The sequence below is a fragment of the Pedobacter sp. Bi27 genome (genome assembly GCF_918698255.1).
Classification (GTDB): Bacteria; Bacteroidota; Bacteroidia; order Sphingobacteriales; family Sphingobacteriaceae; genus Pedobacter.
Genome location: NZ_CAKKMW010000004.1, coordinates 177,774 through 198,803, shown reverse-complemented (window position 1 = coordinate 198,803; position 21,030 = coordinate 177,774). Strand labels below are relative to the sequence as shown.

Sequence of the window (21,030 nt, the reverse complement as noted above, 5' to 3'; positions counted from 1 at the left end):
CGAGACAAAATTTTGCCTCGTTTTGGATAAATTAAGGCTCATATTATTGAGCTCCCACAAATGATAATATTAATTCTGAATTTTTACATCAACATTTAAGAATACCCCCCCCGAAGCGTTGTTACTCGAAACAGAGTTCACATAAAAAGCGCCATATTTTCCTTCAGCAGTTAAAAAATAAAACAAACTTCCTGCAATTAGCCCGGTAGATATACCTTTAAGTGTGGGCTTTGCACTTTTACCTGCCGTAATAATCTGATCGCCTGTGCGAAGATTTAAAAAGGCTGCAGACTGTGCGGTTTTTGGTGCGGCAAACAACGTTGCCTTCTTGGTCCACGTACTAATGTCGTATGGAGTAAAAGGAATCGGGCTCGAATTTAAAGCATAAACATTGTAAAAATATGAATTTGGTGTTCCGGTTACCGGCGACCTATACAATCCCAGATCTATTTTATCTGAACTGGCCGCACCGTTACTGTAATTGAATAGCTCTCCGGTTGAAAGTGACATATAACAGTTCTTCACTTTTCCTAATGTATCAGGAATATACAATTCTCTTGAAGACCAGTACTTATAATCTGACCTTACTTCTATTGTAACCGTTTTATAACCATCTCCCAAATAGACACCTGCTTTATCTAAAGCCCAAATGCGATAGGATGTTTTGCCAACGCGTGTATTCATTTTCAGTTTTACAACTCCCGAATAATTTCTTCTTTGATTATCGTTAAGTATTATTTTAGAAGGTATCGCCGCTGATGTTTCGAAAATACAGACAGCATACATATCTTCCTTTGCAGAACTTATAGTGTAATCCAGATACACGCTATCACCTGCATTTACTTCTTTATAATCGGTTACCGCATACGGGCTTGTTGAATGATAGGTTACAGTTACATCATCAAACATATTGAATATATTTTCTCCTTCCTTTTTACATGAAGAAAACACCACTGCTCCCATAGCTATAACGCCTAAATATTTTAAAATTCTTTTCATGATTTTATCTGTTTAATTAAGAATTATTTCAAAGGATCAAAAGTGCCGCCATCCCAGCCAATTGTTTGTTCTAATAATGGGCTGGAGTTCATAAATGTTGATGGCAATGCATAGAAATAATAGGTGTCTGGTATACTGAAGCCGGTAACACCCTGATTTATTATGGATGTTTTAAAATATTTTTCAAATGATGTTTTATCATTGATATTAACGCCTTCTCTAAACCTTGTTCCATTCGCTGTAACTACTTCAAGTTCAGTCTTTAGTGCCGTAGATTTTGTTTCCCACTGTATGGTTTGCATTGAGCCTTGTAAAAGATGGTAATTCCTGGTACGCCTTAAATCGAAGGCACGTTTTCCTTCAAAGGCAAATTCTACCATTCTCTCTTTCAATATTAAATCGCGCATTAGCAATTTAGATGAAGCCAGATCCAGTCCATAATTTTTAGTTCCGGCCTGAATTCCAGCGCGGATCCGAATTTCTTTTACTAAATTTTGTGCTTCTGTAAGGTTACCGATTTCATTGGCACATTCTGCCAGGTTCATAATTACTTCAGCATAACGTAGCTCTATCCAGTCTAAACCATTTCCTCCAAAATCGTTGGCATAAGCCACGGCGCCTTTTGCGAGTTCGGGGTCGCAAAATCGTTTCATATAAAAGCCCTGTGGCGATGGTTCAGTAATGTTCGAAACATAATTCCATTGTCTCCTGCTGCTTGCACCGCTTAATTTCCAGCTGCTTCCATTGTAGGCTATCGTTGCATCCAACCTTGGATCGCGGTTTACCCAAAACAGAACCGGATCGTAAGTGAACGAGCTGGCCTGCCCAACGGGAACACCATCCTTCATGGTGTAGGTATTAACAAGATTTAGGGTCGGAATAAATGCCGATGCACCACCACCCTCTTCTGTGGGCCTTGCTTTGGCTTCTATATTCTGACCTCTTTTTTCGACTTTATTAGAATAAGAACGCACAATTATAGCCTCTGTGTTACTGGTTCCTTCCTTTAAAAAAATATCTCCATAGTTCGGTAATAAACTGTTACCTGAAGCTTTGCATATATCATAAGCTTCTTTACAGGCTTGATATGCAGTAGTCCACCTGCTTTGATCGAAGGGGTGTGCTGGGTCATTTAAAGGATTAAACTGTGGACTTGCCCAGTATAACAATACCCGTCCTTTTAGTGCGGCCGCTGCTTTCCGGGTAAATTTACCACGCTCATTTCCATCATTCCAGGTTACATTGTTCAATAGAATCATTGCAGAATCCAAATCGCTCACAATAGATTTAAAACATGCTGCTGCGCTCGCTCTTCCACTCAACTCTACATTATCAGGGTTTTGTGGAGTAAGTACCAATGGAACACCACCATATAAACGTGTTAATTCAAAGTATGATAAAGCCCTCAATGCAAAAAATTGTCCACGCAGTTTATTTTTCGAATCTTGTGCCAGGTTGCCTCCCGGAATCTCCTTTATGGCAACATTACAGCGTGCAATGTCGAAATACCTGTTATCGCCTTTAGTGCCCTGGTATTTCGTAGCAATAAATTTCACATCATTAGATGTTAGTGTACCATTTACGCCAATTGCTTTGCGCATAATGCTCTCTGATGAAGAAAAACGGTCTTCATCACTTGCATATATTACATTGTTTGCGGCAAATTCGTAAGGGAAATCCGGCATAACAACATCATAGGTGTCATTTAAAAGAAACTGTATGGCTCCCTCATTGTCCCATATCCTCGAGTCGATCCCATTCCTGTCTTTTACATCGAAGAAATCTTTCTTACATCCCGAAAAAGATGCCATTAGCACGGCTAAAATACCTATTGCTAAAGTGTTTTTATATTTAAATTTCATTGTTCAGATTTTAAGTAATAACCATTATAAACTTACATTCAAGCCTAAGGAAATTGTCCTCAAAGTTGGGTAGTCATAAATTGTAGAAGAGTAAGGATCTTTGTATTTAAGCGGATTTACGATAGTCCATAGGTTGTTTCCTGTTAAAACTAATCGTGAATCAGCTATACCGATTCTGCTAAGCAAGCTCTTTGGCATTTTATAGGTTAAGGTCATGTTATTTATCCTGATCATTGTGCCGCTTCTGGCCCAAAAAGTCGAATTCCAACCGGCTGCTATACCTGCATCATCAAACCTTGGGAACGCTGCATTTGGGGTTTCTGGTGTCCAGTGATCGCGCCAATATGCCGGAACATTAACCGTTGCACTTGCAGGTGCTTTAGACTTGCTATCGAAAAATACTTTTCCGCCGAACCTGGTTACGAAGTTTGTACTTAAGCTTAACGTTTTGTAAGAAATAGCCACATTAAAGCCAATACCAAAAGAATTGGTAGACTCGAACATCGGAACCTGGTCTTTTTCGGTAATTTTTCCGTCGCCATTAGTATCTTCATAATACAGCCAGCCAACTTGTGGCACCCTGTTATTAATGGTATATGTTGGGTATTGATTGAGAAGTGCATCTACATCCGCTTGCGTTCTCAGCATTCCTTTGGAAATCAAACCATAGTTGCCGCTGTTATATTTATTGGGGTCCGTTCCGAACTGGTATTTTAAATCAGGATAGGTGATGTCCCACAACTGAAATTCATTATAAAACATCTGATCTATCCGGCTATTGGCAAAACCAAACAAAATATCGGTATTTACACCCCAGTTTTTATCAATTTTTGCTTTGTAACCAATCGAAAATTCATGCCCCCAGTTAGTACGTTGCTGGTAATTTAGCAGTGGTGCCTCAAAGCCGGCGTACATTGGGAAATTTTCATTGTTCCCTTTATCAAAGATATCGTAAGAATACCTATGGTAAAATTCGTAGGTAAAATTGATTTTGTTTTTCAAGAAAGAGGCGTCTAAACCTAAGTTGAAAGTACGGGCTTTTTCCCATGAAATGTCAGGATTGGGCATGATCTCTGGATTAAGTCCACCAGTTAATGTTTCATTATACAGGTATCCTGCCGGATCAACGGTATACCTCGATTGCCACAACCGCGCATTAATCCTGCTTTCCCCCACCAAACCATAATTGGCTCTCACTTTTAAGCGATCTACAAATTTGATGTTGTCTTTAAAGAAATCTTCTTCACTTATCGCCCATCCTAAACCCACACTTGGAAATAAACCCCATCGGTTGCCTGGCGCAAAATTTGAAGATGCATCCATACGGGCAATCGCCTCAATAAAATATTTTTTGCCATAATCGTAATTTAACCTGCCGATGTAAGAACGCTGAACCGATTCGAAAATGCTTTTGTTTTGTAATGTGAAAGTTGAGCGATCGAAACCCCAATACTCGTCAATACCTGGTAACACCTGGTTTCGCCAGTATACGTTCAATTGCTCATTTACGCCTTCTGACTGATCGAAAGCAGCTAACACATTCAGGCTATGTTTTCCAAATGTCCTGTCGTAACTGAGTGATGCAATAGCCTGATAGCTTGAAGATGAGTTCGTGCCTGAAGAGAGCTGCGTATTTGCAGCACCTACTGCTGTAATTGTACTTACAACCTCGTTGGTGTAAAGTAAATTGTTTTGCCCGGTTGTTTTGAAATTATAAACGGTGTATGGTGGCACGTATTGGCCACTTGTGCCGCTTCGGTTATTTTTACCAAATTGAACACGCCCAGTTAAACCAGGTATAAATTTTGGTTTATAATCAACAGAAGCATTTAGCGCCAGTCCTTGAGATTTATCAAAGATATTATTTCCTGAATTTACAACAGCAAGCGGATTCGTATTGCTATTGTAATTAATTGGTTTGCCATCGATCTGAATCGGCACCCATTTAGGCGTTGTAATCAGCTGTTGGAAAAATGCCTGATCGTTTTCTCCTCCATTTTTATAGGTATCACTAGTCTTTTTCGAAAAATCTGCGCTTAAGGTAACGGTGGCTGTTAAGCCATCCATAATTTTAGCATTCATGCCCGATCTGAAAGCATACTTACTGTAGTTGATACCACCATAGTTGCCTGATTCATCATAATAATTTCCACCGGCGAAAAAGGTGATCGCTTCAGAACCGCCAGAAACATTCATGTTATGCCTGTTTACCTTCGAAACCTTCCATAACTCGTCAAACCAACCTTTAATATTGCTATTTTTTAGCTGTTCTAAATCTGCGGCGGAAAACATAGACGAAGTCGGCGAATTTGCAATACGGTAACCATCATTTAACAGTTGCGCATGCTCGTATGCAGAGAGCATATCTACATTTGCTGCATTGTCTGAAAATCCTAAAAAACCAGTATAGCTGATTTGCGGTTTTCCTCTTTTTCCTTTTTTAGTGGTAATTAAAACTACTCCCTTTGCGCCTGATGCGCCATAAATAGCGGCTGAAGCGTCTTTGAGGAAAGAGATGTCTTCAACCATAGTTAAATCTAAATTATCAAAATCGTCACGCGTAACCGTAATCCCGTCAATTACGTATAATGGTTCTGTTGTGGCTCCAAGTGAAGCAGATGACTCCGATCTTGTTACTCCTCTGATATTAATGGTAACCGAGGAGCCTGGTTTGCCTGAAACAGAATTAACGCCTACACCTGCAATTTTGTTCCGAAGTGCGGCGGCAATATTTGGGACTGGTAAGTCCTGAATTTCTTCAGCCCTGATATTGGCTACCGAACCTAAAATCTCACTGCGTTTCTTTGTTCCGTAACCGATAACCACAACAGCATCCTGATCTAAACTCTGACTATCTTCTACAAAATTTACCGTTAAACTGGTTTTTCCAGCCAAAGGAATAGTTTGCCTGATAAAGCCAACATAAGAAAAAACCAATGCATCTGTTGCCGGATCAGCAATCAGTGCAAATTCTCCTTTATCATTGGTACTTACATTATTGGTTTTGCCGCGTATCCCGACAGTAACACCGGGAATGGGTTGCCCGTCTTTTTTATCTACCACTTTACCAGTGATCTGCTTTTGTTGCGCAAAAACAGTGGTAAATGCAAATAGCATGAGCACTAAAACCCATGAGGTTTTTCGTAAAAGTTTTGAGTTCATATTTGTTATTTGGTTAGTTTTTTACTAATACAGCTAATACGACATCAATCAGGCCTTGCGCTTGATCAATTTCATTTAGCATACATAAGCTGTAATGGCAATTGCCTTATACAGTTTATATTAGTGTTTCCGGTTAAGGATGTGTTTGTTGTTTGTTTGTTTGTTTTGCTTTTTACAGCTTGCTAGTTAGGCAAAAGAATTAGATCGCGTTATTTTAAATTATCTGTCTAACACTAATTGTCTTTGTGATGGCTCATATTTCTGTTTTTGGATTAAATAATTATTGGTTAGAAAGTATATTATACCTTTAAATTAATGAAGTAAAACCCATTTTTTTAGCTAAATAGCGTCGGTTATTATACAATTTTATCAGTACAAAATAACCTTCTCGCTATAAGCTATTTAGTGATTTTATCCACAATACAATATAAGTATAAATTCATATATAAATGAAATATTCTTAAATAAAAAATAATGAAGCGTTTAAATACGCTCCATAAGCCATGCTAGTTTGTTTGCGCTTTTGCTTTTCTGCGCTTCTCCCACTCTATTCCCTCTTTCTTTAAATCGTATCCGGCAGCTGATAAGTAATTATTTATTCTGCCTTTATATTTACCAAACCATGCATGTTTTTTATCTGACGATTCTGCATCCATCGCATGTTCACGTGCTTCGGTAAGCCAAACTAAAATTTGTTTTTTCTGCTCATCCGTCAATGTTAAAATCTCTTCCTGGTAGGCTTTATAGGTAATTGGCAATACATTATAGGTCATGCCGTTTTTAACCAGGTCAACCTGTTCATTGGTTAATTGCGCAGAAAGTTTGCTGATGTATTTTTTATGCAGTTTAGCTAATGAAGCTTCAACCACACGGCTATCTTTAGCGAGGGCCGAATCGCGTTCTACTTTATTGTCTTTGTTTTTTTCTTTAATTGCTTTAACACGAATGTCGCGTGCGGCATAGATGTCGTTTAAATTGCTATATTGATCTCTGATGATTACCATCACTTTTTCCGTTTTCTTCGCATCTGTAATTCCAAGATTGGTAACAATTTTAGCCGAACGCTCGGTAATCATTTTCACATAGGCTTCTTTATCGTTCACAGGATTGTTCTGAGCAAAAATTGCTGTAATGCTCGAGAGGGTTAACAATAAGGCTAAAATTGATGATTTCATGTCTTTATATTTAAATTGTATTTATTTTTTTTAGGTTCACATCTCCGCAAAAATGCACTTTTAAGCCAAGTTCATCCATTGCAGCTGCTTTAATGCGGCAAGCTTCGTGTGCACCGGCTTCATAATTGGTATAAACTACCTGAATGTGGTTGGCTTTATGTCTGGCCATTAACTGATCGCGGCTCACGCCTTTTAAAATGGCATGCATAATTGGCCATTCGGGTGTTGTTCCGTCCCAACGTCTTTTGGTTTCAGCCTCAGGCAAAGCTACTACTTCTCCAACCCCCAAATCGCAATGTAATTCGTTATCCATTACATAAACCCGGCTCCAAACAATGAAACCCGGTTTACTGATGCCTTTTAACGATCCACCACCTAAACGGAAATACATAGCTGGCTGCCTATCGCTGCTTGCTCCGGCATAACCACCAATAAAATGTGCAGGTGGTGCTGCTCCAGAGATTAAAAACAGCCAAACAAAACCGTCTACATCATCATTTTTGTAATATTCGCCCCAACGGATGTCGTGAAGCGTGTTTTCTCCAGTCATTCCTAATTCTTTCCAAAGATTGTAGGTTACCAGGGCATCTAAACCAGCACATTCGTCTACCTCGTTAAAATGTGGTAAAGCACGTTTTGGGTAAAGTTCTTTACCATCTACAGAAAATGCCGGCGGACGGTCTTCGTTATTTAATAAACCCTCTACTAAATCGCTGGCTACAGTTAAGTCTTTCAATCCTTGCTGATACTGGATTCCAATGGTATCGCAGCTAAAATGATCAGCAATCCTCAGGGCGGAGATATACATTTTGCACTGCTCAAGGGTTTGGTTTTTAGTTAATTGCGTCTCCTCTTCAGTTCCCCAGTTAAAGGTCATTCCTTTTTGCAAAAGCCATTCTAAAACAGCCTCTGCTTCGCTATTGGTAACCTGCAGCATACCTGCATATAGCGCCGATTGACTTAGACGCTCTTTAAAGAAACCGGTTTTGTGCAGCAGTTCGTCGGGAATGATAGCATTGTACATACCCATACAGCCTTCGTCAAACACACCCATGATCACTTTTCGCTCTTTTAAGCTTTTGGCAAAAGTTCTTCCTTTCTTGTCGTCGCTTAAGGGGATCTTACTTAAAGCAAAACTTTTTACATGACTTTGATCGTAACTGACCTTGCCGGTTGTGAGCCATTCTTGCAGGCCATCTGTAAAAAAATCATCCGTAAAATTTTCACTCCATAGAGTACTATATGGAATTGCCGCTTTGGTTAAGCAACCGTTCAGATTTAACATGCCTACCAAACCAGGCCATTGTCCGCTCCAGTTGGCTACGGTTAGTATCGGGCCACGATGTGTGGTAAGCCCTGCAAGTACATGATGTGAGTATTGCCAAACACTTTCTGCAACAATTATAGGTTGGTTGGGATCAATATTTCTAAAGATATCCATACCCATTCTTTGTGAATCGATAAAGCCGTGTTTTTTTGTTGAATTGTATGAATGGGCACGTTTAACTTTCCAGCCGAATTGTTCGATGGCTAAAGTTAATTTTCGCTCCATTTCGACTTGAGCAGCCCAACAATTTTGATTTGCTGAAAGCCTTAAATCGCCACTTGAAACCAGTAGAATTTCTCCTTGTTTACTTTGTCTCATAATTTATTAATGAACAAATAATTTATATAAAAACAATTTGTCAGCTTATATTTGGATTATGCCTTTACGGCTATATACAAAACTCAACAATGAAAAACACTATTTTCTGATGGTTTTTATCAAATTAATATAGGATGTTATCATTAAACTCGTTAACTTTAGACCGCTGTGGTATAATTTGTAGAATATTGTATTACAGCCCTAACCAAATATTTATTAGTTATATGAAACCTCATTTTCATAAAGTTCCAATTACCTTACAAAGTTCCTTTAGTATCCGTCATGATATCAAACCCGATTTTGGGAATATCTGGCATTATCATCCCGAGCTAGAACTGCATTATGTAATCAAAGGAGAAGGCGTTCGTTTTATTGGCGATAACATCAGTAATTTTGTGCCAGATGAGATGGTGCTTTTAGGCGAAAATCTGCCTCATACCTGGCGCTGTAAAGATGAATACTTCCAGAATAACCCCGATCTTACAACCGAAGCCATGGTGATTCATTTCTTGCCCGATTGTTTGGGTAAATACATGCTTACTTTACCTGAAGCTTACCTGATCCCTAAATTATTCGAAAAAGCAAAAAGCGGAATGGTAATTAAAGGGAAAGCTAAAGATAAACTGGTTGATTTAATGCGGGCTGCAGTTGATGCAACCAATTTGGATCGGATCATTATCCTCTTGTCTATCTTAAAAACATTGGCCGAGACGGATGAATTTTCGACAATTGTAACGAGCAAAAATACATTTTATCAAAGCAACGAGTCTGAAACGCTCCGGATCAATAAAATATGTAATTATACCCTGAGCAATTATAAAAAGGATATTACATTGGAAGAAGTGGCTTCATTAAGTAATTTAAGCGTAACTTCTTTCTGCAGGTATTTTAAACTGATGACGAAAAAGACCTTTTATGATTTCCTGATTGAAATCAGGGTGAGTCACGCCTGCCGTTTTTTAATTGAAAACAAGCTTCCTACCGAGATGATCTGTTTTGATTGCGGTTTTAATAATGTGTCTAATTTCTACAGGCACTTTAAAAAGGTTACAGGGATGACGCCTTTGGACTATAAAAGGAAGTATTTGAGTTAAGTATAATTCAGACCTTATAGGTTTTTAAAACCTATAAGGTCTAGCAAAATAGATCCTGAAACAAGTTACCAATGATAGATTCAGACAGAAATTCGTCATTGCGAGGAACGAAGCAATCTTAATGCACACGCTAATAGCGATCGTTGTAAGATTGCTTCGTCGGCTGAAAAAGCCTTCTCGCAATGACGATATATCGAAGTTATTCATCCTTAAGATCGCGTCATTTATATTGATTTTATTCAATAAATTGCCCATCAGGATGACGACTGCGCCACTATATAAAAACCTTTATATTTAAATTGTTGCGAAGCAAAGTGTAATCATCAAACAATGTTTCTACTTCTTTAACTACGCTTGGCGTAAATGAGCCCACATTTCTGCGGGTAAAAGTCGAGATATTAAGCCCTCGCTTTTGCAGGAAATACTTGGATACCACCGGATAAACATTATGCATTACGTCCATGTTATCGATTAAAAACTGTTGTACCACTTGTACTTCATCTTTAAAAGCTTCATCATTATAATGGTCGCAAAGCCAAACAATCAATTCAGGGAAATAATTACCTTGAATACAAGATAATCCCGAAGCTCCAGCTTTTAATGATTCTACCGCATGCACGATATAGGCATCATACAACCCAAAAGCCCTGCCTTCAGTCAGTTTTAGTTTTTCTTTAATCTGACCAAGATCCAGGCAGGTATCTTTATGGTAAATCACTCTTCCTGTTGACACAAAATCGGCCAATTGTTGCGGTTTCAATACTCTTTTATAAGGCACAGGGCATTCGTAAAATCCCAACGGAATTTTATCTGTCTGTTCTAAAAGATTGAATACTCTTTCGTTAAAAACCTCATCAGTTTCATTTTCTTCTGCAAGTAAACTGGTAATCGCAATCACCGCTTCTACTCCTGTATCGCTCACTTCTTTTACAAAATCGGCCTGTTCTGAAATCGCGCCACCAAAAGTTCCGGTGGCTACCACTGGCACAGCGCCATTAACAACTTTAATCACATGTTTTATGGCCTGAATTCGTTCTTTACCAGTCAATTCAAACATTTCGCTCGACAGACAATTGGCAAATAAGCCTGATGATCCGGCCTGTAAATAAATCTCAGTGAGCTGCGTAAGGGCTGGGTAATCGATGTTCCCATTGCTTAAAAAAGGCGTGAGCATTACCGGGATGAACCCTTTTTGTGAGTTTTCCATTATATTCTGATATGGTAAATTGTTCTATTTAATTGCCTGATAAAACCAGAATGGTTTTTAATGGGCTGTTTTAGTTTTTCTATTTTTAATTTTTGTCAGGAAAAGTCCTGCTAAAAAAATGGTTAAAGTACCGATTACGATAATCATGTTTTTATGCAAAGGATTTCTAAAAACTTCATATTCTGGAGGAAGAAGTGAAGAAAATGTCATCCATATAATTACGGCAATGCCGATTATTGTTGCTGTTATGGCTTCATGGTTTTTAGTTTGCCTACTGATGATCCCCAACAGGAAGAGCCCTAACATTCCTGCCGCAAAAATTCCTGATAATTCCCACCAAACATCTAAAATACTTTTTACGCCAATCATGGCAATACCAGCAATCATACCCAATAAACCAAAGCCAATAGTGGCTAAGTGTAACAGTGATAAATTCTGCTTTTCGGTTACATCAGGCTTAAAATACCTTTTGTAAATATCTACAGAAAACACGGTTGCCGAAGCATTCATTCCAGAACTTATGGTACTCATTGCCGCAGATAAGATGGCCGAAACAATTAAGCCAACCAAACCGATGGGGATTTTAGTCACCATAAAATGTGGCATAATTTTGTCGCCATAATCTGATGGCTGTAATGCGTTTTGTACCTTCAACACCTCTGCTGCCGAAGCATGCAAAGGCAAACGCTCTATAGCCACCTGGTGTTTAATCGACTGCACCAGATCTGGATTGATTTCATAATAGGCATACAAGCAAGATCCTATAATAAAAAAGAGCAGTGATGCGGGAATATACAACCAAACACACAGCCAGATCGATTTCGAAGCTGCTTTGCTAGAGGATGCCGTATGGTAACGCTGTATATAGTTTTGGTCCATTCCGAAGTTATTCAGGTTGATAAAAAAACCATAAAGCAGAACGACCCAAAACGATGAGCCTACAAAATCTAGCTTAAAACTACCCAAACTAAATTTATTGGCCGATTGTCCGATCTCTACAATCTTCGAAACTCCTCCCGGCATATTCGAAATGATTAAATACAGAATGAGTAAGGCACCAAAAGTTTTCACTACCGCTTGTACCACTTCTGTCCATATTACCGCTTCAATTCCTCCTAAAACGGTATAAACAATGATACAAATGCCCATTACGATCATAATTATCTGCATGGAATAGCCAGTTAATGCTTGCAAGCTTAAGGCAATCCCAAAAAATATCGATCCCATTCTGGCCAGTTGCGTTAACAAGAAACATACCACCGCATATACCCTTGCCCATGCACCAAAACGTTTTTCTAAATGGGTATAGGCTGATATTTCTCCGGTACTCCGGTAAAAAGGAACAAAATATTTTGAAGCGATCCAAGCGGCCAACGGCATCGAAATGCTAAATACAAATGCATTCCAATTGCTTCCGAAGGCCTTTCCGGGCACCCCTAAAAAGGTATTGCTACTTAAAAATGTTGCATAAATTGATAAACCTATCGCCCATCCGGGGATCAGGCCCGAAGCTTTTGTAAATTGCTCGGAGTTTTTATTTTTCCTCGAAAAATAAACCCCAACTAATATCATTCCAACAAGATAAATGAAGATTATTGCAAGATCGACTACAGGAAGTCCTTTCATTATTTGTTGGCTCGTTTATTAATTTGGTTAAAACAAATATGCATGTCTAAATATCAGTATTAATATAAGATTTTGGCCACATATTGTACCATCTTATCTTATTGAACATCTAAAGCATCAACTGCTAGTCCTTTAGCTTCTGTAGCAATCAATTTGAGTTTATAAGTCCCAGCATTAATCATACTCCCGGTATTGGTACTGAGGTAATTCCATTTTCCGGTTTTAGTTGGTGCAAATTCAACCATTTCTGTTTTCATTAATGTTCCATCTGCCGATAAAAACTCGAGTTTACCTTTCAAAAGCTGCGCTGAGGGGTTATGGTATTTTAGAGTTAAGGAATAGGTATCGGCAACGCCAACTGATAACTGCCAGGTTAAACTCCCTTGGTTGGCTGCATTAAAAATTACGCGTTGTTTATCCATTAAAATTGCTTTCACAACCTCCTTGCCTTCTAAAACACCATCAGTAGCTTTATATGTAGTCGTGGTTTTTAAATCGTAAGCGGGCTGTAAATGGGTAACTGGTAATACAAAAACGGTTGCAGTTCTACTGTCAAAAATTATGCGCTCATTCGGAATAAGTCTTTTCCGATAAAGACCAAATATCTCATCCTTACTATTGGTTAGTGAAGTTTTGGTACCTTCGAATCCCTGAGGCACGCTACTATTGATATTCAGTGCCACAAACGTATCTACAGTATCAGTTGCGGTAAATTCGATACTTTCCTGCCCGCGTGATGCTTTTAACCACTCGGCGCCGTATAAATTCGATGGCAGATCAGTAAAAGTTGAATTTTCACCTTTAAACTGTTCTTCTCCAATATCCAACCAATCGCACAGTGCTGCATTTTTAATTTTGGTCGAAAGTGATTTACTTGATGATGCAGCTTGGATGTTTTGATTTAGACCTGAAATGGCAATGGCCGAAATCACGGCCTGACCTACTTTTACTTCTGGGAAATTAATGTCCAAAAAGCCACCCTTAACAGTCGTTTTAATCGTTTTCTTTAGCAAAGTATTACTTCTTGCTTCATTCCAGATATCTAAATCTTTAATTACAGTTTGGCCATTAAATGCCACATCAAATAAACGCATGGCTTTGGCATCAAAACCTCCGCCAATACCCAGCCAAGGTTCTATAAAATAAAGTTCAACCTGATATTCACCGTCCGGAAGCGGAAAATGATATTTCAACCGATCTCTGCCATATCTAAAAGTTTGAAAAAGCTTCCCATCTTTAGTCCCCTCTATAGGTTGAAAAGTACGGCGCTGACTAGCAAAAAATGTTGGAACACCGGTAAAATCCGAGGTCCATGAGGTTGAGCCAAAGTGATCAGGAGCACTTAAATTTCGATCGGCAGACCATTTATTGCCATTAGTATCAATATAATCTCCACCACCACAATTTACGCGGTACACATAGTTATATCCCTGCGCCGGAACGGTTAACTGTTTATCACTTATTAAAGCATTAAAATTTGGACTTTGGGGTAAATTCTGCAGCACGATTTTATCTTTGGCGACTGCTTTTCCATTTACATACCCCATGGCATACAATACATTATACTGGATATCAGGCTTGTTCCATTGGAAATGTGTGCCGATTGTACCGCGTTTTCTTCTGCCTAAAGATTTGCCGTTTACATCATTAAAAAGCTCTACTTCATCGCAGTTGGAATAAACCACAATACTGTCTTTTATACCCGGTTTGTTCCAGCGGTTAGGCCAGGTATGCGAAACAATATACACCATAGGTTCAGTTTGTTTTGGCGCATAATTTGCCCTGAACATATAAAATACATCAGTAGGTTCTTCCCAAGGTGTAAACATGCCCTTGTAATTTACCGGGCCTACCCGATCCAGATCTCTTAATCCTTCTCCCCCTTGCACCCTGCCCGGATTATCATGTGAGCTATACAACCAGAAAAAATGACCAGCCGTTTTATCTTTTACCGATTCGGCCAAGCGCACCTTGGTTTCCATTAAATCGGTCATTTTGTTTTCGGTGTAACCTTTTCCATTGGCATCAGGCGTGTGAAGATCAATTGTTCTCCAGGCGCCATATTCGCCAACCAAAACCTGCCGCTGGAGATCTTCTCCATAAGTTAACGGATTACCACCATAGGTACCGGTCCAGTTTTGGGGAACATCCCAATCCGTTCCTTTTCCACCGTTACAAGTGGTTACTTTTCTTTGTGATGAAGCTGTCGGATCGAGTTTTCTAATCAGTTCTGTACATTCTTTTGCGAAATCTTCAGGCAAAGTGCTCTCGTTTTCCAAACCCCATAAAACAACTGCCGGGCTGTTTCTGCGCTCTTTTACCCAGTCTGTTAAAAGTGATTTAAAATTCTTCCGAAATTCAGGGGTATCATACCAGATATGAGCAGCCATTTGGGTCCAGCATAAAATGCCTTCTTTATCCCAATAATCAGAATACAATAAGTTATGTGGTTGATGTGCATCGCGGAAAGCATTAAAACCTGCAGCTTTAATTTGTCGTACTCTTGAACTGATCTGTTCGTTGCTAAAAGCATGGCTCTGCCCGATTAAATGTTCATATTCGGCAATCCCGTTAATAAAAACAGGTTTTCCATTTAATAAAAACTGTTTCTGGTTCACTTGTTCGCCAATGGGCCAGCTGATCCATCTGATTCCGTAAGGCGTTTTCAGTTCATCTACAACCTTTCCATTTTCTATGATAGTGGTTTGTAAAGTATAGAGATATGGATTTTCCAACGACCAAAGTTTTGGATTGATGATCTTGTCGGTCTGCTGATCGATCTGAATTTCTTTTCCGACAGGAACAACAACAGATTTTTTCAGTTCTTTGATCTGTTTTCCGTTCCGATCCAGCAATCTGTTTACAACGCTTATATTTTTAGGCTTTAAACTATAATTTTTAACTATAGTACTCAGATTCAGAATGGCCGCCTTTTCTGAGATTTTATTGTCGTTCCAGATGTGGATACCAAAAGGTTCTACCCGAACTTCATTGGTTACAATCAAATGAACCGGACGGAAAATGCCCATCGGCTGCGAACCTTCTGAAAAACCGCGTTCTGTAGAACAACCGCCGTCAACCCAAGGTAAATCCTGGATATTTGCAGGGTGATCTGCTCTTACCGCCAGCACATTTTCCTGGTTATTTAATTTGATGGCTGAAGTAACATCCAAAGTGAAAGTTGTCCTCCCACCAGCGTGGTACCCCATTTTTTTACCGTTTAACCAAACTGTTGCATACGAACCCACGCCTTCGAAATATAGAAAAAACCGTTTTCCGTTATTTTCGTTGGTTTTAAATGTTCTACGGTACCAGGCATAGCCATGTTTATTGCCATGAAGTTTACGTTGATACCCTTCGTACTGATCCCAGTTGTGCGGAACATTTACTTTTTTCCAGTTTAAGGTTTTGTAGTTGGTTAACTGAAAACCGTCAAAAGTATTGCTGTTTTTTTCATCCGCAATGCTGAGCCAATTGGAATTTAATAATATATCTTTCCTGGTTTGGTTTTGTGCATAAAGTGAACCCCCTCCATAAAAATTTATAAAGCATAACAGCAATAAACACAACTGTTTAAATTGAATTCTTTTTGGTTCGTGTGGACACGAACCAAGGCACCTAACCAAGGTACGTGTCCACACGAACCTCTTAGGAAAATTTCGCAGGGATGTGTACAGGTAAATCTGGCGGGTGTCAATCCAGCCTAAATCTGACGAAATCTTCTCCCGCTCAGTCCTTTTAGATTTTGTAAGTTGATTCATCGCGCTTTCAGATCTCCATTCAGTTTATGGCTTTCACCAGCTTTAGTTTCGAACGTTGCGTTATGGTTTTTGTAACGGATTTTACAGTTCCCTCCTGTTTTAGATTTTACAGTAAGGGAGGTTAGTGCACCTTTATCCCAGATTAAATCCAGTTCGAAACCTCCTCGGGCCAGAAGTCCTTTAATTTCTCCGTTTGGAATTGCCGTTGGCAATGCGGGTAAAACATCTAAATAACCCTGGTGACTTTGCACAATCATTTCGGCAATTCCGGCTGCACCACCAAAGTTTCCATCTATCTGGAAAGGAGGATGTGCATCAAAAAGATTCACATAAGAACCTGCGCCATTATTGGCTGGTTTCATTAACATTTTCACCAGTTTCATGGCATGATCGCCATCTTTAAACCTCGCCCAGAAATTGATCTTCCAGGCCAAACTCCAACCTGTAGCGTCATCTCCGCGGTACAACAAAGATTGTTTTGCCGCCTGCATCATCTTCTCGTTACCATCCCAGGTAATATCATTTCCTGGATACACACCCCACAAATGAGAAACATGGCGATGTTTACTTGCGGTATCATCTACATCGGTTAACCATTCTTGCAACTGTCCGTATTTGCCTATCTGATTTGGTGCCAGCTGTTTAACTTTTTCAGCTAGCGATTTTCTAAATTCGGCATCTACATTTAGCGTTTCGGCTGCTGTTATACAATTTCTGAAAAGCGATCTGATAATCTGTTGGTCCATTGTTGGACCAGCCACTAAACCACCATTTTCTGGTGAGTTGGATGGCGTACTAATTAGCCAGCCAGTTTTTGGGTCTTTCACTAAAAAATCTTCATAAAATAAAGCAGCTTGTTTCATTAAAGGATAGGCTTCACTTTCCAGAAACCTACGGTCTTTACTAAATTGATAATGCGCCCATAAATGATCACTTAACCAACCGCCCCCACTCACCCAAATACCATGATTGGAGGCATTAATTGGTGCTGTACCGTTCCATAAATCGGTATTGTGGTGTAAAACCCAACCACGGGCATTGTAATATGCTTTTGCCGTTTCAGCTCCGGTTTTCGCCAGTCCTTTGATTTTGTTGAAAAGCGGCTCATTTAAGGCTGATAAATTAAGGATTTCAGTTGGCCAGTAGTTCATTTCGAGGTTAATATTGGTGGTGTACTTGCTTCCCCATGGTGGAGTAAGCAAATCGTTCCAAATCCCTTGCAGGTTGGCTGGCTGAGTACCCGGCCTAGAACTGGAAATCAACAAATATCTTCCATACTGCATATATAAAGCAGCAAAAGCAGGATCGTTAGCCGTTGCAAATTTTGCTAGTCTTTCGTCTGTGGGAAGGTTTTCATTAGCCGATCGGCCAAAATCGACACTAAAAGTGTTGTAATAGCTTTGATATTCTTTAATGTGCTTCTGTTTTATTTCGGCGTAAGTTTTACCTTTTAAACTATTGATTGCCTTAATGTTAGCAGCTATCGGATTCCCAGAAACATCCTGCGCATTGATAAAATTGGTTCCAGCTGTTAAATAAAGTGTTACTTCATCTGCCTGATTGATACTAATTTTGCCATTCATCGCCTTCACAGAGCCGTTTTTGATTAAAGCCGTTAATCGGCTTTCCCCCTTAATCGCACCATCTTTTACCTGAACAGATAAAGAAATCACATTATTCCCTAAAGCTTTTACGGAAGATTTTCGGTGCGCGCTAGAAAGTTGAGCATCGAAACTGATAGATGCCTTTTTATTTGCAGTTAAATGGATTACAATAGCTTGATTCGGCTGGCTGGCAAAATATTCACGAACATAGTTTACACCATTTAAAGTATAAGTTGTTTTTGCAACGGCTGTGCTGATATCTAAGGATCTTTTGTAATTAGATACAATCGATTTGGTCTGTTTGAAATATAGATTCAAATCACCAAAAGGCTGATAACTGCCCTGGTATTGTGGAACGGCCGGTGGATCTTCATCCTGAATTTTATATTTCCACGCTTTAACTAATGAGATGCCCTGCTCTACACTGCTTCCAATCGGATAAATGCCAATTTTTTTTGAAGTATCTTTATAGCCAGCCAGTCCGCCTTTATCAAAGTAGTTGAGTACCTGAATTGCAATTACATTTTTACCCTTTTTAATCAGTTTTGCAGGAATAGTATATTTTCTTGGATCCGTATTATCAGTATTGCCAACCAATTGACCGTTTATATAAGTAAAATCCTGATCACGGATGCGATTAAGATCGAGTACAAGATCTTTTCCAGCCCAGTTTTCGGGCACATCAAAAGTGGTTCTGAACCAAACGGCACCGTCTAAATTGGCTAAGCCTACAGTTTCCCAACCTTCGTACGAAGGCACTTTAATCGTTTTCCAAAGCTGATCATCAAAATTTGCGAGTGCAGGATTGCCCTGAATGCCCTTGCCAGCTTTCATTTCATTTACCCAAGTTTTTCTGTCGCCCGATGTACTTTGCAAGCCCATAAAATGTTCTTGGGCTAAAGCTTCTGCTGCTGCCTGTTTTCCTTCAAAAAGTAATTTCCTGATCTCAGGCAGGTATTGGGAAGCTCCCTTTCGGTTGTAATCCCTTGGTTTGCCTGTCCAAACGGTTTCTTCATTGAACTGGATATGATCTACAGCCGCTCCGGCGAAAATCATGGCCCCCAATCTACCGTTTCCGATGGGCAAGGCATCCGTCCACTTTTCTGCCGCCTTATTGTACCATAAAGTATGGTTGTTTTCTTGTGCAAAGCTACCAAAATGAGCCGCCAATATTAAAAATGATGTACTTAATAAAAGTTTAAACCTCATATTATTGTCCTTTATCGCCTGAAATAATTTCGATGTTACTGCTTACTTCTTTTTCTTTTTTAACGGCCTCTTTCACTCGTCTAAAATTATTGTTTCCTAGGAATATATTTTTAGTTTCGGCCCCGTTTAATTTCAAATAGGTAACAGTTTCTTTAACCGGAAAAGCATTATACAGGAACAGATCAGATACATTGGTGATATCAATTACAGCCACATTGGCATGAGGTTTAATACTTTTTAAACCATCAACAATTAAATTATTCACCTTTAATGCCTTTATCGATGCACCTAATTCGGTATTTACCGTTACGTTATGAAACTCAATATTACTGGAATTTTGAATAGAAAAACCAGTTTTGGCATCCATATTAATATCATTGAAGGTAATATTATCGATAGGCATTTCTTCTAAACCATTTAAATAACCTGCCTGGTTAACCTGACCGGTGATATTGCTGAAATGGATATTCCTAAAAATCGGTGTACGTTCGGAAACGGGTTCTACATTTGTTTTGGCGTATTGCATATCGAGTACAATCGCCTGATCTTTAATGTTTTTCATGATGATGTTGCTCACCCTAATTTCTTCAACAACACCGCCCCTGCCACGGGCTGTTTTAATGCGGATCCCCCTATCTGTTCCATCGAAGACACAGTTCGAGATGGCTATCTTACGTACATCGCCCGACATTTCACTGCCGATAACTACTCCACCATGACCTGATAACATAGTACAATTTGTAATCACATAATTTTCTGCAGGAACAGCCATTTTTCGTCCAGGCGCATCTTTGCCAGATTTGATGGTGATGCAATCATCGCCCACACTGATGTGGCAATCTGAAATGTGCACATTTTTACAAGATTCAGGATTAATGCCGTCAGTATTCGGCGAATGGGGATTGTTGATGGTAACAGCATGAACCTTAACGTTTTCGCAAAATTCTGGATTGATGGTCCAAAAAGGCGAATTGCGGATGGTTATCCCATCGATCAGCACATTTTTACAGAACATCGGTTGTATAAACGGTGGACGAAGAAAACCGCGTTTCATCTGCTTAGGATCATCTGGCAAAATAATATCCTTGTTTAAGCCATCAAAAGTAGTTTGCCATTTAGAACGTGCTTGCCCTTCCTTATAACCTTCTACAAAATCCCACCATTTTTTTCCATGCCCATCAATTACCCCCCTACCAATAATCGAGATATTTTCCACTTTATAGGCATAAAACAAAGGCGAAAAACTGGTTACGTCCACACCTTCGTAACGGCTTTTCACCATGGGTAAATAATCATCAAAATTATCGCTGAAATGCAATTCGGCACCGGCATCAATCAGTATGGTAATGTTACTTTTTAAATGGATCGCGCCTGTTAAATACTTACCAGCAGGAAAATAAACGGTTCCGCCACCCGCTTTTGATGCCGCTTCTATCGCATTTCTGATTGCTGTTGTAGCCAGTTTACTGCTGTCGTTTTTTGCGCCGTATTTAATTACGTTGTAATAAGACTGGGCTTTCGCAGTTAAGCCGATGCCAAAAGCAAGGATAAAAATTAAAGCCTTAATAATATTGATGGAATGTTTCATTTGGTTATATTTTATTGTTTTTTCGTCATTGCGAGGCACGAAGCAATCTTACTACTATCGCTAGGCATAATCACTAACGCTTTAGGATTGCTTCGTGC

Annotated in this window: 11 protein-coding genes; 1 reads left to right on the top strand and 10 read right to left on the bottom strand. The window is 39.3% G+C overall.

Features of this window, described 5'->3' with window-relative positions; translation table 11 throughout:
• Positions 1–69: 69 nt before the first annotated feature.
• The 5 genes from LQ227_RS14805 to LQ227_RS14785 all read right to left on the bottom strand — a co-directional run bounded on the left by LQ227_RS14805 (position 70) and on the right by LQ227_RS14785 (position 8,843).
• On the bottom strand, positions 70–999 hold the full coding sequence (locus tag LQ227_RS14805; RefSeq protein ID WP_230140834.1) for a hypothetical protein: 930 nt from the start codon (positions 997–999) through the stop codon (positions 70–72).
• 23 nt (positions 1,000–1,022) lie between these two features.
• Complete coding sequence (locus tag LQ227_RS14800) at positions 1,023–2,861, bottom strand: RagB/SusD family nutrient uptake outer membrane protein (protein WP_230149802.1); 1,839 nt, start codon at positions 2,859–2,861, stop codon at positions 1,023–1,025.
• 24 nt (positions 2,862–2,885) lie between these two features.
• Positions 2,886–6,023 (bottom strand): TonB-dependent receptor, encoded by a 3,138-nt coding sequence (locus LQ227_RS14795; RefSeq protein ID WP_230140823.1) that lies wholly within the window; start codon positions 6,021–6,023, stop codon positions 2,886–2,888.
• Between the two features lie 506 nt (positions 6,024–6,529).
• Positions 6,530–7,198, bottom strand: a complete 669-nt coding sequence (locus tag LQ227_RS14790; protein ID WP_230140821.1) for a DUF3826 domain-containing protein — start codon at positions 7,196–7,198, stop codon at positions 6,530–6,532.
• A gap of 10 nt (positions 7,199–7,208) precedes the next feature.
• On the bottom strand, positions 7,209–8,843 hold the full coding sequence (locus LQ227_RS14785) for a fucose isomerase (RefSeq protein ID WP_230140819.1): 1,635 nt from the start codon (positions 8,841–8,843) through the stop codon (positions 7,209–7,211).
• 224 nt (positions 8,844–9,067) lie between these two features.
• On the opposite strand from LQ227_RS14785, the gene LQ227_RS14780 reads away from it, so the two are divergent.
• Complete coding sequence (locus LQ227_RS14780; RefSeq protein WP_230140817.1) at positions 9,068–9,937, top strand: AraC family transcriptional regulator; 870 nt, start codon at positions 9,068–9,070, stop codon at positions 9,935–9,937.
• Between the two features lie 274 nt (positions 9,938–10,211).
• Here the strand turns inward: LQ227_RS14780 and LQ227_RS14775 are convergent, their stop codons facing one another.
• From LQ227_RS14775 to LQ227_RS14755, 5 genes are all read right to left on the bottom strand, one after another.
• Complete coding sequence (locus LQ227_RS14775) at positions 10,212–11,144, bottom strand: dihydrodipicolinate synthase family protein (protein ID WP_230140815.1); 933 nt, start codon at positions 11,142–11,144, stop codon at positions 10,212–10,214.
• Between the two features lie 57 nt (positions 11,145–11,201).
• Positions 11,202–12,770 (bottom strand): sodium:solute symporter, encoded by a 1,569-nt coding sequence (locus LQ227_RS14770; protein ID WP_230140812.1) that lies wholly within the window; start codon positions 12,768–12,770, stop codon positions 11,202–11,204.
• A gap of 98 nt (positions 12,771–12,868) precedes the next feature.
• Positions 12,869–16,330: a malectin domain-containing carbohydrate-binding protein gene (locus LQ227_RS14765; protein WP_230149801.1), complete on the bottom strand. Its 3,462-nt coding sequence runs from the start codon at positions 16,328–16,330 to the stop codon at positions 12,869–12,871.
• Between the two features lie 197 nt (positions 16,331–16,527).
• Positions 16,528–19,344: a glycoside hydrolase N-terminal domain-containing protein gene (locus LQ227_RS14760; RefSeq protein ID WP_230149800.1), complete on the bottom strand. Its 2,817-nt coding sequence runs from the start codon at positions 19,342–19,344 to the stop codon at positions 16,528–16,530.
• 1 nt (position 19,345) lies between these two features.
• Positions 19,346–20,932, bottom strand: a complete 1,587-nt coding sequence (locus LQ227_RS14755) for a glycoside hydrolase family 28 protein (protein ID WP_230149798.1) — start codon at positions 20,930–20,932, stop codon at positions 19,346–19,348.
• Positions 20,933–21,030: the final 98 nt, after the last annotated feature.